The sequence below is a fragment of the Atopomonas sediminilitoris genome (assembly GCF_022601735.1).
GTDB lineage: Bacteria > Pseudomonadota > Gammaproteobacteria > Pseudomonadales > Pseudomonadaceae > Atopomonas > Atopomonas sediminilitoris.
In genome coordinates this window covers 248,706-263,417 of record NZ_JAKUMM010000004.1, presented here as the reverse complement: position 1 = coordinate 263,417, position 14,712 = coordinate 248,706, and the positions used below count along the sequence as shown (strand labels likewise).

The 14,712-nt window shown below is 56.9% G+C and carries 15 protein-coding genes; 2 read left to right on the top strand and 13 right to left on the bottom strand.

Going from position 1 to position 14,712, the window contains the following annotated elements; genetic code table 11:
• Window positions 1–35 precede the first annotated feature (35 nt).
• From MKI83_RS07860 to ccoN, 13 genes are all read right to left on the bottom strand, one after another.
• Window positions 36–1,151 carry an L-dopachrome tautomerase-related protein gene (locus MKI83_RS07860; RefSeq protein WP_241584693.1) on the bottom strand — a complete coding sequence of 372 codons (1,116 nt, stop codon included), beginning with the start codon at window positions 1,149–1,151 and terminating at the stop codon, window positions 36–38.
• 43 nt (window positions 1,152–1,194) lie between these two features.
• Window positions 1,195–1,743: an adenine phosphoribosyltransferase gene (locus MKI83_RS07855; protein WP_241584691.1), complete on the bottom strand. Its 549-nt coding sequence runs from the start codon at window positions 1,741–1,743 to the stop codon at window positions 1,195–1,197.
• 4 nt (window positions 1,744–1,747) lie between these two features.
• A complete protein-coding gene (gene fnr / locus MKI83_RS07850; protein WP_241584690.1) occupies window positions 1,748–2,494 on the bottom strand; it encodes a fumarate/nitrate reduction transcriptional regulator Fnr in 747 nt (248 codons plus the stop codon).
• Between the two features lie 78 nt (window positions 2,495–2,572).
• On the bottom strand, window positions 2,573–3,955 hold the full coding sequence (hemN, locus tag MKI83_RS07845; protein ID WP_241584687.1) for an oxygen-independent coproporphyrinogen III oxidase: 1,383 nt from the start codon (window positions 3,953–3,955) through the stop codon (window positions 2,573–2,575).
• Between the two features lie 97 nt (window positions 3,956–4,052).
• The gene (locus tag MKI83_RS07840; RefSeq protein ID WP_241584685.1) at window positions 4,053–4,730 is read right to left on the bottom strand and encodes a sulfite exporter TauE/SafE family protein; all 678 of its coding nucleotides are present in this window, start codon (window positions 4,728–4,730) and stop codon (window positions 4,053–4,055) included.
• The gene (gene ccoS, locus MKI83_RS07835) at window positions 4,727–4,951 is read right to left on the bottom strand and encodes a cbb3-type cytochrome oxidase assembly protein CcoS (protein ID WP_241584683.1); all 225 of its coding nucleotides are present in this window, start codon (window positions 4,949–4,951) and stop codon (window positions 4,727–4,729) included. Before ccoS ends, MKI83_RS07840 begins: the two co-directional genes overlap by 4 nt.
• The gene (locus MKI83_RS07830; RefSeq protein ID WP_241584680.1) at window positions 4,948–7,365 is read right to left on the bottom strand and encodes a heavy metal translocating P-type ATPase; all 2,418 of its coding nucleotides are present in this window, start codon (window positions 7,363–7,365) and stop codon (window positions 4,948–4,950) included. The genes ccoS and MKI83_RS07830 overlap by 4 nt, the downstream gene beginning before the upstream one ends.
• Window positions 7,365–7,877, bottom strand: coding sequence for a FixH family protein (locus MKI83_RS07825; RefSeq protein WP_241584678.1), 513 nt, complete (start codon window positions 7,875–7,877; stop codon window positions 7,365–7,367). The genes MKI83_RS07830 and MKI83_RS07825 overlap by 1 nt, the downstream gene beginning before the upstream one ends.
• A gap of 9 nt (window positions 7,878–7,886) precedes the next feature.
• Entirely contained in the window at window positions 7,887–9,314 is a 1,428-nt protein-coding gene (gene ccoG / locus MKI83_RS07820; protein WP_241584676.1) for a cytochrome c oxidase accessory protein CcoG, read from the bottom strand.
• Between the two features lie 123 nt (window positions 9,315–9,437).
• Entirely contained in the window at window positions 9,438–10,346 is a 909-nt protein-coding gene (ccoP, locus tag MKI83_RS07815) for a cytochrome-c oxidase, cbb3-type subunit III (RefSeq protein ID WP_241584674.1), read from the bottom strand.
• The gene (locus tag MKI83_RS07810; protein WP_241584672.1) at window positions 10,343–10,525 is read right to left on the bottom strand and encodes a cbb3-type cytochrome oxidase subunit 3; all 183 of its coding nucleotides are present in this window, start codon (window positions 10,523–10,525) and stop codon (window positions 10,343–10,345) included. The genes ccoP and MKI83_RS07810 overlap by 4 nt, the downstream gene beginning before the upstream one ends.
• Window positions 10,526–10,530: 5 nt before the next feature.
• Complete coding sequence (gene ccoO / locus MKI83_RS07805; protein WP_241584669.1) at window positions 10,531–11,142, bottom strand: cytochrome-c oxidase, cbb3-type subunit II; 612 nt, start codon at window positions 11,140–11,142, stop codon at window positions 10,531–10,533.
• A gap of 11 nt (window positions 11,143–11,153) precedes the next feature.
• The gene (gene ccoN / locus MKI83_RS07800) at window positions 11,154–12,581 is read right to left on the bottom strand and encodes a cytochrome-c oxidase, cbb3-type subunit I (protein WP_241584667.1); all 1,428 of its coding nucleotides are present in this window, start codon (window positions 12,579–12,581) and stop codon (window positions 11,154–11,156) included.
• Window positions 12,582–12,887: 306 nt separating this feature from the next.
• Between ccoN and MKI83_RS07795 the strand changes: the two genes are divergently transcribed.
• Window positions 12,888–13,526 carry an alpha/beta family hydrolase gene (locus MKI83_RS07795; protein WP_241584665.1) on the top strand — a complete coding sequence of 213 codons (639 nt, stop codon included), beginning with the start codon at window positions 12,888–12,890 and terminating at the stop codon, window positions 13,524–13,526.
• Between the two features lie 103 nt (window positions 13,527–13,629).
• Entirely contained in the window at window positions 13,630–14,685 is a 1,056-nt protein-coding gene (rlmM, locus tag MKI83_RS07790; protein ID WP_241584663.1) for a 23S rRNA (cytidine(2498)-2'-O)-methyltransferase RlmM, read from the top strand.
• Window positions 14,686–14,712: the final 27 nt, after the last annotated feature.

Genomic DNA, 14,712 nt, shown 5'->3' with positions numbered 1-14,712 from the left:
GCGCTGTGCGCGACTCAATATAGCTGTGCGCAAGGCTAATGGCCGGGCACACCGGCCACCGGGGCCTTAAAGCGGAAGATATGGTACGGCGCATGTTCGCGCATATTGGCTTTGCTGCGCAGCATTTGTTCGGGAATTGCGCTGTCGGCCAGATACAGCCAGCCGTTGGGGCCAAAACTCAGCGCGTCGGCCCAGCGAATTTGTGCACTTTTAACCAAGGTACTTAGGCTGCCATCGGGCTTCATGCGCAGTACGGCACCGTGTTCGACGTCAGTGATATAGACGCCGTGTGCATTGTCGATGGATAAACCGTCGGCTAACGGTTTATTGCCGATGCGCTCAATGCTGGCGATCACCAAATCATCGTTGCCGCTTTGCAGGGCGCTCGTGGGTACACGAAATAAGCTGGTGTGGTTCATGGCCGCGTAATAGAGAAACGCGTCGTCATTGGACAGCACTAAACCATCGATGCCGGCTTTGAGGCTGACTAAACCGCCCAAAAAAGTCATGGCTTTGCTGGGGGTTTGTATCAGCCAGTTCTCAGCGCTGACCGAGTCATGCTGGTCGAGCAGGCGGCGGGCTTGGCGTTTTTGCGTGTCAAAAACGATGATCCCGGCGCGCTTAGCAAAAAAACCGACATCAGCCAGATAAACCCAGCGGCCGTCGCTGCTGACTTGCAGGTCTTGCACGAACGAACCAATCCCCGCCACATCGCGGGGCAAGGCAAAGCGCTCGACCAACTGGTTATTGTTGAGGTCAAAGCGCAGCAGGTGTGCGCCTTTAACCCCGTGCAGGCCATGATCGACCGCCCAAAGCTGGTTTTGTCGATCAATCACGATGCCAAGGATGTCACCTAGCTGGCTCTGAATCTCGGCATTGGGGAAGGCAACCGCTTGGCCATTGCGCCACTCCACCAAACGGTTATGTTCAGGGCGCGACTCGGGGTGAATAGTGAAAAACAGACGCTCGTCAGCACTAACGGCGACATTGCCAATCGGCTCATCGGAGCTGGCGGCGATGTCTAACTGGTCTTCGGGGATCAGCGGCGGGCCGCTAAGATCAGGGTAGGATTCGCCGCCGCCATAGCGCAGAAACAGGCCAAGCGCGGCAGCGCCAATCAGGCTAAGTAGAACCACTAAGGCGCGGCGCATAAACACTCCAGTGCTGGGCGCTTAGACTGGCCCGCGGCTTGGCTTATTGCTCGTCGAGGGCGAAGGCCGTCAGGCAATAGGTGGTAATGCCAGCATCTTGCAGCTTTTGCGAGCCGCCAAGTTCAGGCAGATCAATGATGGCGGCGGCTTCATACAGGCTGGCACCCAAACGGCGTACCAGTTGCGCTGCGGCTAACAGCGTGCCGCCAGTGGCGATCAAGTCATCAAAAATCAGCACCGAGTCGCCGTCACACAGGCTATCGCTGTGAATTTCCATAAAGGCTTCGCCGTATTCGGTGGCATAGCCTTCGCTGATCACATCACCCGGCAACTTGCCTTTTTTGCGGAACAACACCAAGGGCTTATTTAGCTCATAGGCGATGATCGAGCCGATGATAAAGCCACGTGCATCCATGGCACCAATATGGCTGAACGGCGCGTCGATGTAACGCTGGATAAAGGTGTCCGCCACCATGCGCGTGGCTTTGGGCGAATGAAACAGCGGTGCAATGTCGCGAAAAATCACGCCGGGCTTGGGGAAGTCCGGCACGGCACGAATTTGCGACTTGATCAGGCATTCATCAAAAATCATCGGCTTACTCGCAGCGTCCGCCCGCCATGGCATACAGCTCGGTGGGGTTGGTCAGGTGTACGTCTTTACCTTCCGCCTCAATCAGACCTTGCTGTTGGAAGCGGGTAAACACGCGCGACACGGTCTCTACCGCTAAGCCTAGATAATTGCCGAGTTCGCTGCGCGACATCGGTAGGCGGAAGTGATGGGCGGAAAAGCCACGCAAGCGGTAACGGCCGGAGATATTCACCAAGAAAGTAGCAATGCGTTCGTCGGCGTTTTTCTTCGACAGCAACAGCATCATTTGTTGGTCTTCGCGAATCTCGCGGCTCATGAGGTTCATCAGTTGGCGGCGTAGCTGGGGCAGTTCCATGGCCAAGTCGTCAAGACGCTCGTAAGGTATCTCGCACACGTTGGTGGTCTCGAGCGCAACAGCGGAAACGCCATGGCTATCGCCGGCCAAGCCTGCCAAGCCGACCACTTCGCTAGGCAGGTGGAAGCCGGTGATTTGCTCTTCACCGGCATCGCTGACCACGTAGGTTTTGATCGCACCGCTACGAATGGCGTACACCGAGGTAAAGGTGTCACCTTGGCGATATAAGTGATCACCTTTTTTCAGCGGACGACCACGTTTGACGATGCTGTCTAATTGATCAATATCGTTAACGTTTAAGGAAATGGGTAGGCACAGACTGGCGAGGCTGCAGTCATTGCAGTGAGTCTGAAAGCCAGAACCGGTTTTATGGCTGCAAGAGTGAGAGCTAGCAGGCATGACGACGTTCCTAATCGAAATTTTCGTTAGGGTACCGCAAGCCTGCTTATGCCTCTAGAACAACTTTCAGCAAAAAACTTATATAACGCGGGAAAAGCGCTGGGTATTCACCTCTGGCAGGTAGCGGTCAAACACCATGCAGACGCTGCGCACTAATAGTCGTCCTGCAGGGCTGACGGCCAGACCTTGCCCGTCAAGACTGATCAGGCCGTCGGCGGCTTGTTGCTGCAAACGTGGCATTTCAGCGGCGAAGTAGTCATGAAAGGCGACATTGAACCGCTGTTTGAACGCGGCAAAATCGAGCTTAAAGTGGCAGGCTACTTGCTGAATCACCCAGCGCCGCAGGTGATCGTCATCGTTCATTTTCAAGCCGCGCACCAAGGCCAATTGCCCGTTGTCGATTTGCTCTTGATAAACATTGAGATCGGCGCTGTTTTGGCAATACAAACCGCCAATCTGACTGATGGCAGATACGCCAAGGCTGACTAAATCGCAGTGGCCGTGCGTGGTGTAGCCTTGGAAATTGCGGTGCAGCGTGCCGTTGTCTTGCGCCATCGACAGCTCGTCATCGGGCAGGGCGAAGTGGTCCATGCCGATGTATTGATAACCGGCGTCGGTCAGCAGCTCGATGGTGGAGTGCAGCATGCCGAGCTTTTCGCCGGGCGTTGGCAGCTCGGCCGCGTTGATACGGCGCTGCGGCTTGAAGCGCTCTGGCAAGTGGGCGTAGTTAAACACCGACAAGCGATTGGGCTGCATGTCGATGATGGCCTTAACCGTGTCACGGAAGCTGTCTTCGGTTTGCTTGGGTAGGCCGTAAATCAGGTCAATATTGACCGAGCGATACTCCAAGGCACGCGCTGCATCCAGCACTGCGCGGGTTTCTTCTAGGCTTTGCAGGCGATTAACGGCGCGCTGCACTTCGGGGTTGATGTCTTGCACCCCCAAACTCACGCGGTTAAAGCCCAGATCACGCAACAGGCCCATGGTGGTCCAGTCGGCTTCGCGCGGATCAATTTCGATGCTGTAGTCGCCGTTGTCGTCGCTGCGCAGGTTGAAGTAGTGACGCAGGTTCTGCATCAACTGCTTCAACTCGCCGTGGCTTAAAAACGTCGGGGTGCCGCCGCCAAAGTGCAGTTGCTCGACCACTTGGCGATTGTCTAAGTGTGGCGCTAGCAAACTGGCTTCGTGGGCGAGACGCTCCACATAGGGTTGGCTGCGGCCACGGTCTTTGGTGATGACCTTATTGCACGCGCAGTAGTAGCAAATGTTGGCGCAGAAAGGCACATGCACGTACAGCGATAACGGCCGCAGCGCTTGCTTGCTTTCGCGCAGCGCTTGGTACAAATCAATCGGGCTGATTTGGTCGTGGAACTGCACAGCCGTGGGATAAGAGGTGTAGCGCGGGCCGGCAACGTCGTAGCGACGGATGAGGTCGGTGTCCCACAGAGGTTGAGTGCTCATTGTTTAGCCCGTGTCTGTTTTGTATGGGCCAAGTGTACGAGCTGGTGTTTTTATCGACTTGACACATATCAACGGGGTAGCAGGAATGCCGCGCGCGTTAGTGCCCCATGAGTAATTGCTGGTGTGGGCCGGGAAACGTCCATACGGCAAAGAGCATCACCAGGATGCCGGCTGCTTGGCGCGTGAGCGGGCGCTGCAGAAGCCGTTTGGTTTTCTCCGCGGCCAGCCCCGTCAGCACCAACAAGGGCAGGGTGCCCAAACCAAAAGCGGCCATGAGACTCATGCTGGTCAGGGCGCTACCTTGGCTGGCACTCCACAGCAAGGTGCTGTAGACCAGCCCGCAAGGTAGCCAACCCCACAGTGCGCCAAGGGTTAACGCTTGTGGCAGCGACTGTACGGGCATAAAGCGGCGGGTAAGCGGCTGCAGATAGCGCCATAGACCTTGACCTAAGCGTTCGACGCGCGTCAAACCTTGCCACCAGCCTGCCAAGTACAAGCCCATGGCAAACAGCAGGGCGGCGGCAAAACCACGCAGCACGTTGGCAAAACCTTGATGGGCGGCCCAGCCGAGTAAGCCCAGTAGCAAACCAGCCAAGCTATAGCTGGCAATGCGGCCTAGGTTATAGCTGAGCAAGATGGCTAGTCGGCGCTGTTGCGCCTCAGCCGGAATCGCGAGGGTGAGCGCGCCCATCAAACCGCCGCACATCCCCAAGCAATGTCCCGCACCTAAGAGGCCTAACACGAAGGCGCTGAGGTGCAATAACAGCTCGTTCATGCTGACTTATCGCTGTTGTTTTCAGCGGATTGGCTGCCGGTACTATTGCTGTGCTCAGGCTGTGCGGCTTGATGAGCGGGATCGTCGTCATCAAACAGGATGCTGTGTGCTGGGCCATCTAAGTCATCGTATTGGCCGCTATCCACCGCCCAGAAAAACAGCCAGGTGGCGGCGATTACCAAGATGATTGCAATGGGGATGAGGTAATACAGCGCATTCATACGGATGTCTCGGCGGGGGCTCGGCTTAAGCGCAAGGCATTGAGCACGACCAATAAAGAACTGACAGACATGCCCAGCGCCGCCCAGCCCGGAGTTATCCAGCCTGTCGCCGCAAGGGGCAAGACCAGTAGATTGTACAGGCAGGCCCACGCCAGATTTTGCCGAATCACCTGACGGGTGCGTTCGGCGATGTGCAAGCTGGCGATAACGCTGCTGAGGCGATTACTTAACAGCACCGCATCAGCACTGGTTTTGGCAAGATCCGTGGCCGAGCCCATGGCGATGCTGATGTCGGCGGCGGCGAGTACGGGTACATCGTTAACCCCATCGCCCAGCATTAACACCCGTTGCCCTTGCTGTTGCAGTGCTTGCACGTGGGCCAGTTTGTCGGCGGGTGTTTGTCCGCCAAGGGCAACATCCAACTGCAAATGGCTGCCGAGCTTGGCCACCATAGGCCCGCTGTCGCCGGAGAGTAACTCGCAACGCCAGTGACGTTGGCGCAGGGCCGCGATCAAGTCCTGCGCATCGGCGCGCAGTTGGTCATCCAAAACAAACCACGCCAGCGGGCCATGCTGATTGCCGAGAAGCAACCATTGGCCGCTGTCTTGGCTAATGTGCGGAACAGCTTGCTTGCTCAGGGCACACACAAAATGTGGCTGACCAATGCGTAAGGTGTGACTGCCAACATGCCCTGCCAAGCCAAGCCCCGGATGATTCTCCATGTCGCTGGCTTGCAGGTTGCTGTGCCCCAGCGCACGCGCAATCGGGTGTTCGGAGTGTGCTTCGAGCGCCGCAGCTAAGGCGCGGCAAGCTTCTGCGTCGAGGTCGGCCAGCGGGATGATCTGCCGTAGGCTCAAGCGGCCCTCGGTGAGCGTGCCGGTTTTATCCAGAACAACCGTGGTGATCTGGCCGAGGCTCTCCAGTACGTGGCCGCGGGTGAGCAATAAACCTAAGCCATGCAGCGTGCCGGTCGCGGTGGTCAGCGCGGTTGGGGTAGCCAGTGACAGGGCGCACGGGCAGGTGGCGACCAGCACGGCGATCACAATCCACAGCGCCCGCTCGGGCTCGATTTGCCACCAAACATAAGCGACTACGGCCGAAAGCAGCAGCACGCTGATCAGGAAATATTGCGCGACGCGGTCGGCGAGCTCTGCCAAACGTGGCTTTTCACTTTGTGCCCGCTCCAGCAAGCGCACGATGGTAGATAGGCGCGATGCTTCACCTAAGGCGCTGACCCGAATATGCAGTGGGCCTTCGATATTCAATGTGCCGGCATGCACGGTGTCGCCACACTGGCGCAGCACCGGCAGATATTCGCCTGTCAGAAGCGATTCATCGACGCTGGAGCTGCCTTGGCAAACCACCCCGTCTGCAGGGACGATGGCGCCAGGTAGCACTTCTAACTGGTCATTAACCTGTAATTCGCGCAGCAGCACGCGCTCGCTGAGCCCGTCGGCGTTAACCCGCAGGCACGAGGCTGGCAGCAGGTTGACCAGTTCGGCGGTTTTACTGGCGGTGCGTTCGCGGGCGCGGCGCTCAAGGTAGCGGCCGGCTAAGAGGAAGAAGGCAAACATGCCCACGGCGTCAAAGTACAGCTCACCCTGACCGCTGATGCAGGTCCAAATGCCCGCGAGATAGGCAACGCCAATGGCCAGTGAGACGGAAACATCCATGGTCAAGCGGCGCGTGCGCAAATCCCGTAAGGCGCCTTTAAAAAAGTCCGCGCAGCAATACAGCACGATCGGTGTGGTCATGAAGAGGCTGACCCAGCGCAAAATTAAGTGCATGTCGGCAGAGAGATCGATATTGAACTCGGGCCAAGTAGCCATCGAGGCCATCATCACCTGCATCCAAAGCAGCCCAGCGAGCCCCAGCTGGCGCAGCGCACGGCGATTCTCGTTGTGCAGCTGTTGCGCCGCTTGATCGGGCTGGTAGGGCTGCGCGGCGTAACCGATACGGCGAATTTCACTGAGCAGTTGTGAGAGTTTGATTTGGTCGTCTTGCCAGCGCAGGCTGAGGCGATGATTGCTTAAATTGAGCGTGGCCTGCTCGACCCCCGCGACCTGTTGCAGATGGCGTTCGATTAGCCAGCCGCAGGCGGCACAGGTGATCCCTTCAACCAACAGCAGGCATTCACGGCTGGTGCCGTCTTCGCGAACTAGCTCGTGCTGTACGTCCGCGCGATCGAGCAGGGCGAGTTCATCTTGGATGATGCGCGGCAAGTCTTGCGGGTTAGCGGAGGGTTCGCTGCGGTGTTGGTAATAGCTGTCTAGGCCCGCCGCCACGATGCTTTGGCACACGGCATGACAGCCCGGGCAGCAAAAAGAGCGGCTCTGGCCAAGTACCTCAAGCTGCCAAGGGCTGCCTGCCGGTACGGGGAGGTCGCAATGAAAGCAAAGGCCGGTATGCGCCATCAGAATTCGGCGGTTAGCACCAATTGCTGTTCGGCCGCTAAGTGAAACTCATCAAACAAGCGCCACTGTTGACCGCCTTCCTCGCCGAGCAACTCGACAAAGCGCCGGCCGGTGATCTCATCCAGTAATTGGCCAACATAGCGCGACGGCTCGCTGGGGCTTTGCGCCATGCGAATGGTGCGGTCTTTGTTGGGCTGGGTCGGGGAGATAACGTTAAGCGTTAGCTGGCTGGGTAGGCTCATGCCACTTAAGCGCATGTCTACTTCGCCCGTGGTGCTGTCGATGCGGATGTCCGCAACAAGCTTTAACTGCTCAGCCAAGCGCTCGCGCGCAAGGGATTGGTTAATGCCTTTGCCGACGTCGTAGTAGTCATCAGACAGCACAGGGTCTTGGTAGTTAATGGAAACGATTAGCAAGGTGGTGCCGCCACTGACACCGAAGGCCAACATGCCTAGCAAGAAAAGCAACCAAGGCTGTTTGTACCAAGCGGCGGATTTACTCATCGTCGTCATTACGGGCTCTTAATGGAGTACAGGGCCGATGAAGCGGCTATCGGTTTGCCGGCGTACATCAGCGTCATCGAGGGAGTGGATTTTAAAACGAATTTCGTTGGTGCTGTTAGTCAGCTGCTCCGGGTCGACCGAGAGCTCCACAGGCAGCGAGAGAATTTCACCCGCTGCAGCAGTGACTTCGCGGCGGCCTTCCAGTTGCAAGCCCTCTAAACCATCCACATCGATCACATAGGTGTGTTCGCGCTGGTCTTTGTTCATGACCTTGAGCGTATAGACGTTTTCAATCCGGCCTGTTTCGTTTTCACGGTACAAGACGCGGTCTTTTAACACATCTAATTCCACCAGCGGGCGATTCACCACGGCATAGGCAAATCCCAGCAGCATGGCCACCAAGGCAACGGCGTAACCAATCAAGCGCGGGCGCATCAGGTGAGTTTTCTCACCATTAAGATTGTGCTCGGTGGTGTAGCTGATCAGGCCTTTGTCGTAGCCCATCTTATCCATGATGGTGTCGCAGGCGTCGATGCAGGCTGCGCAGGTGATGCACTCGTATTGCAGACCGTCACGGATGTCGATGCCGGTAGGGCAGACGTGTACGCAGGCTTTGCAGTCGATGCAGTCGCCCAAACCTTCGGCTTTGTAGTCACTATTGCGCTTGCGGGGGCCACGACTTTCACCACGGCGTGGGTCGTAAGACACCACCAAGGTGTCTTTATCAAACATCACGCTCTGAAAGCGCGCGTAAGGGCACATGTAAATGCACACTTGCTCACGCAGATACCCGGCGTTGAGGTAGGTGGCCACGGTAAAGAAGCCAATCCAGAAATAAGCCCAGCCACTGGCTTCGAGGGTAAATATCTCGATCACCAGCTCGCGCATGGGGGTGAAATAGCCGACAAAGGTCAGGCCGGTGATGAAACTGACCAAAAACCACAGGCTATGTTTGGCGGTTTTTTTCAGCAGTTTGCTTTGGCTCATGGGCTGTTTGTCGAGCTTCATGCGCTGGTTGCGATCACCTTCGGTGACTTTCTCCGCCCACATGAAAATCCACGTCCACACGCTTTGTGGGCAGGTGTAGCCACACCACACACGACCAGCAAACACGGTGATAAAGAACAAACCAAAAGCGCTGATGATCAGCAGGCTCGAAAGCAGGATAAAATCCTGCGGCCAGATGGTCATGTTGAAGATGTAGAACTTGCGCTCAGGCAGGTTCCACCAGATCGCTTGCCGCTCGCCCCAGTTCAGCCACACCGTGCCGAAGTAGAGTAAAAACAGAAAGGCACCACCGCCCATGCGCAAATTGCGGAATAAGCCGGTAAAGGCCTTGGTGTAGATTTTTTCCTGTTTGGCGTAGAGGTCAAACTCGCCGTTGTCTTGCTTGGCGGGTTGGCTGGGCTTTGGCGTTACGTCCCTTACGGGGATCTGGTCATTCATCAGGCTGATCCATTCTGAGCAGAAACAACTTGGCCGGCATGTGCCGGCCAAGTGTTGGGCGAATCACCCGTTAAGGATACGCGCTAAGCGCGCATTCAGCCTGCGACACAGGGTCGCGTTGGCTTATTTCTCAACGTTGGCTTCGCCGTGTGACAGGCTGTACACGTAAGCGGCTAGCAGGTGAACCTTGTCATTACCCAGCAGCGTGTGCTGCGCAGGCATCTGACCGTTACGACCGTAACGAATGGTTTGCTGAACCTGAGTGTAGCTGGAGCCGAAGATCCAACCTTTATTGCTGGTCAGGTTCGGTGCACCCATCAACGGGTTACCTTTGCCGTCCGCACCGTGACAGGCTACGCAGTTGGTGGCGAAGATCTTTTGACCTGCCTCAACGTCAACGCCTTCAGGGTTCTTTAGGCCAGCCAGATCACGAACATACGCTGATACGGCCTTCACGCCACTTTCACCAATAGCATCAGCCCAAGCCGGCATAGCGCCTTGGCGACCCTGCATGATGGTGGTTTTGATGGTTTCTGGTTCGCCGCCCCAGCGCCATTGGTCGTCGGTCAGGTTGGGGAAGCCGTGGCTGCCTTTACCGTCCGAACCGTGGCATACCGCGCAGTTAGAAGCGAACAGACGGTTACCCATTTTCAGGGCAGCTTCGTCTTTGGCCACTTCTTCGATCGGCATGGCGGCGTACTTGGCGTACAGCGGGCCGTATTGCTCGGCGGCCTTGTCCATTTCTTTCTGCCACTGGTTTTCTTGCGTCCAGCCCAGCAGACCTTGCCACTTGCCTAGGCCCGGGTAGAGCGCCAAGTAGCCAATGGCGAAGATGATGGTGCCGACAAACAGCATGAACCACCACTGCGGCAGTGGGTTGTCAAACTCTTCAATCCCGTCGAAGGCGTGGCCCAAGGTTTCTTCGGTTTCTGATTTACGCTGCCCCTTGCGGGTAGAGAAAATCAACCAGAAGAGACCGATGATGGTGCCGACCACGAGGACGGTGATGTAACCGCTCCAGAAATTGGTCATTGCTTACTCCTAGATTCTTGCTCGATGCGCTTGGCTGCCTCTGGATCGTCGGCGAAGGGCAGCATAGCGTCGTCGTCAAAACGCGCCTTACGCTTGCTGCCATAAGCCCAAATCACTACGCCAATGAAGGCGATAAAGACCAGAGCTGTGCCTAAACCGCGGAGGGTTCCGATATCCATCGCATTCACCGCTTGTTAGTGATCGCTGTGCCCAGCACTTGCAGATAGGCGACGATGGCATCCATTTCGCTCTTGCCTTGAACGGCCTCTTTAGCACCGGCGATATCTTCGTCGGTGTAAGGCACGCCCAAGGTGCGCATGGCGCTGATTTTGTCAGCGGTTTTTTTGCCATCCAGCACATTCTCAGCAAGCCAAGGATAAGCAGGCATGATCGACTCTGGTACTACGTTGCGCGGGTTGTACAGGTGCGCACGGTGCCATTCATCGGAGTAACGGCCGCCTACGCGAGCCAGGTCAGGACCGGTCCGCTTGGAGCCCCACAGGAAGGGGTGATCCCAAACGCTCTCGCCAGCGACAGAGTAGTGGCCGTAGCGCTCGGTTTCAGCGCGGAACGGACGCACCATCTGCGAATGGCAGCCAACGCAGCCTTCACGGATGTAGATGTCACGGCCTTCCAATTGCAGCGCGGTATAGGGCTTAAGGCCCTCCACCGGCTCAGTGGTTTCTGGCTGGAAGAACAGCGGCACGATCTGGGTTAGACCGCCAATGCTGACCGCAATGATCATAAAGATGATCATCAGGCCTAGGTTTTTTTCGACTAATTCATGGTTTTTCATGTCGTGTCTCCTTAGGCCATCTGCGCTGCAGCTTCGGCTTCAGCCGGCTTGGAATCACGGACAGTGCGCCATGTGTTGTAGGCCATCAGCAGCATGCCGGTGAGGAAGAACGCACCACCGATCACACGCACGACGTAGCCGTACTCACTGGCCACCACGGATTCAACGAAGCTGTAGGTCAAGGTGCCGTCTTCGTTGACTGCGCGCCACATCAAGCCTTGGGTAATGCCGTTCACCCACATTGAGGCGATGTACAGCACGGTGCCGATGGTGGCGAGCCAGAAGTGGGCGTTAATCAATGGAATGCTGTGCATTTCATTGCGGCCAAACACCTTCGGCAGCATGTGGTAGATCGCGCCGATAGAGATCATCGCAACCCAACCCAAAGCGCCGGCGTGTACGTGGCCGATGGTCCAGTCGGTGTAGTGCGACAGGGCGTTAACGGTCTTGATCGCCATCATCGGGCCTTCGAAGGTGGACATGCCGTAGAAGGCCAAGGAAACCACCAAGAAGCGCAAGATCGGGTCAGTACGCAGCTTATGCCACGCGCCAGACAGGGTCATCATGCCGTTAATCATGCCGCCCCAGCTGGGTGCCAGCAGGATCAGCGACATCGCCATGCCCAACGACTGCGCCCAGTTAGGCAGCGCGGTGTAGTGCAGGTGGTGCGGGCCGGCCCAGATGTAGATAGAGATCAATGCCCAGAAGTGCACGATCGACAGGCGATACGAGTAGATGGGACGCTCAGCCTGCTTGGGTACGAAGTAGTACATCATGCCCAAGAAGCCCGCGGTCAAGAAGAAACCTACCGCGTTGTGGCCATACCACCACTGAATCATGGCGTCAGTTGCACCGGAGTACGCAGAGTAGGACTTCAGGTAGTCAACCGGCAGCGCTGCACTGTTAACAATGTGCAGCAGGGCAACGGTCAAAATAAAGCCACCGAAGAACCAGTTGCCGACGTAGATGTGCTTGGTCTTGCGCTTGATTACTGTGCCGAAGAACACCAGCGCGTAGCTAATCCAGACGACTGCAATGAGGATGTCGATCGGCCATTCCAGCTCAGCGTATTCTTTGCTGCTGGTGTAGCCCATTGGCAGGGTAATCACTGCCAATACGATCACAGCTTGCCAGCCCCAGAAGGTGAAGGCAGCCAGACCATCCGAGATCAGGCGAGCTTGGCTGGTGCGTTGTACAACGTAGTAAGACGTTGCAAACAAGGCGCAACCGCCAAAGGCGAAGATTACGGCATTGGTGTGCAGCGGACGCAGGCGTCCGAAGCTGGTCCACGGCAGGCCTAAGTTAAGCTCAGGCCAGACCAATTGGGCAGCGATAAACACACCCATGGCCATCCCAATGACCCCCCAGACTACCGTCATCACGGCAAACTGGCGGACCACCTTATAGTTATAAGCAGTCGGAGTAGTTGCTGTACTCATTGCTAGGGGTTCCACGGTTCGAGTTTTATGGGGACAGAAAAAGCGGCGCAAGTATGGGGAATGACCTTAGTCAATGCAATGACAAAGGCCTTTCGGCTATGGGGTAAAGCCCTATTTAGAGGCTTGCTGCCCGGCTGCCATATTTTGGGCCACGGTTTTCTCGGTGCGCTGGAGGCATTTGTCGCGGATATTATTGTTACAAAGTGCGACTGGGCCTAAGGATAGCGCTAATTGGCTGATGATTGAATATTTACAATCTTGCTCTAGGTCAATGCAGTGCTTGCCAACTCACCGAAGAGGATAGACGTGAACAGCAATTTTTTGTGGAACAAGCCGTTAAAAGACGCGCAATGGTTGTTGGTCCTAGCCCACGGCGCGGGTGCGCCGATGGATAGCCCGTTTATGCAGCAGATGGCTGAGCTATTGGCCGAGCGGGGCATTGCCGTGGTTCGCTTTGAGTTTGCTTACATGCAGGCGCGGCGCGCCGATGGGAAAAAACGCCCGCCGAACCCGCAAAAACAATTGTTGGAACACTGGCAGACGGTGATCAATGCCTTGTCAGCGCAGTGGGCAGGGCGCATAGCGATTGGCGGTAAGTCGATGGGCGGGCGCATGGCGAGTCTATTGGCGGCAGATGAGTTGCCAGAAGCGGTGAGCGCCTTGGTGTGCTTGGGTTATCCGTTTCATCCACCGGGTAAGCCTGAAAAAAACCGTACCGAGCATTGGCCGCGTATCGGTGTGCCCAGCCTGATCGTACAGGGTGAGCGCGATCCGTTCGGCAAGCCGGATGAGGTGGTGCATTACCGGCTCGGTGGGCAAACGCGCCTAGTCTGGCTAACCAGTGGCGATCACGACTTTAAGCCGCTAAAAGCTTCGGGCCTGTCGCAAGCGGATAACCTTGTCGCGGCAGCCGATGCGCTGCAGGCTTTTCTGGCACAGCTTTGAGACTACTCAGCTAAGCGTCTACACAGCCAGACGTAGGCACAGCCAGACACCGACCACGCGGACGGCGGTGTTATAGTGCGCGGCCCTGCACGTTGAGGTCGTTATGAATAGCCTATTAATCCAGTGTCGCCCCGGCTTTGAGACCGAAGCCGCCAGCGAAATTGCTCTGCACGCCGAGCAATATGGTGCGCATGGCTATGCGCGAACGCAGGCGGGACAAGCGTGGGTTGAGTGGGTGACGCAAGACGCCAGCGCTTGCGAACGCTTGATGCGCGAAGTGCGCTTTAACCAGCTGATTTTTATTCGACAGTGGGCGCGCGGGCAGTTTGTCGATTTGCCAGAAAAAGACCGCCTAACCAGTTTGCTCGGTGTATTTAAGGCTTACCCGCGGGTTGCTCAGGTTTGGTTGGAAGTGCCTGATACCAACGACGGCAAGTCACTCGCGAGCTTCTGCAAGAAGTTTACCGCCCCACTGGAAAAGGGCATGCACAAGGTCGGCTGCTTACGCGCCAATGCCGAGTTGCCGCAGCGTATACAGTTGTTCTTCCTTAATAGTCAGCGTGTGTTTGTCGGTTTGGCTGAGCGTGCCAATGCAGCGACATGGCCGATGGGGATTCCACGGCTTAAGTTTCCGCGTGAGGCGCCCAGTCGGTCGACGTTAAAGCTGGAAGAGGCGTGGCATCACTTTGTGCCGCGCGAACAGTGGGATAGCCGTTTGGCCCCTGCCATGACGGCGGTAGATCTTGGCGCAGCGCCCGGTGGCTGGACATGGCAGTTGGTGCAGCGGCATATCCGTGTCAGCGCGGTGGACAATGGGCCGATGGACCCTGCACTGATGGACTCAGGCCTTGTCGAGCATTTTCGCGCTGACGGTTACCAGTTCGAGCCGCGTAAGTCGGTGGATTGGATGGTGTGCGATATCGTTGAGCGCCCTGCGCGCACGGCGTGGCTGATCGAGCAGTGGCTAGGCCATGGCTGGTGCCGCGAGGCGGTGGTCAATCTTAAGCTGCCGATGAAAAAGCGCTTTGATGAAGTGCAGCAAATCTTAATGCGCCTAGAAGAGTTCTTTGACGAGGCGGGCGTTAAGGTCTCCATTCGCTGCAAGCAGCTGTATCACGACCGCGAAGAAGTGACCTGTCACTTGCGGCGTTTTAACTGAGTAAAACCACAACGGGCACCGCAGTGC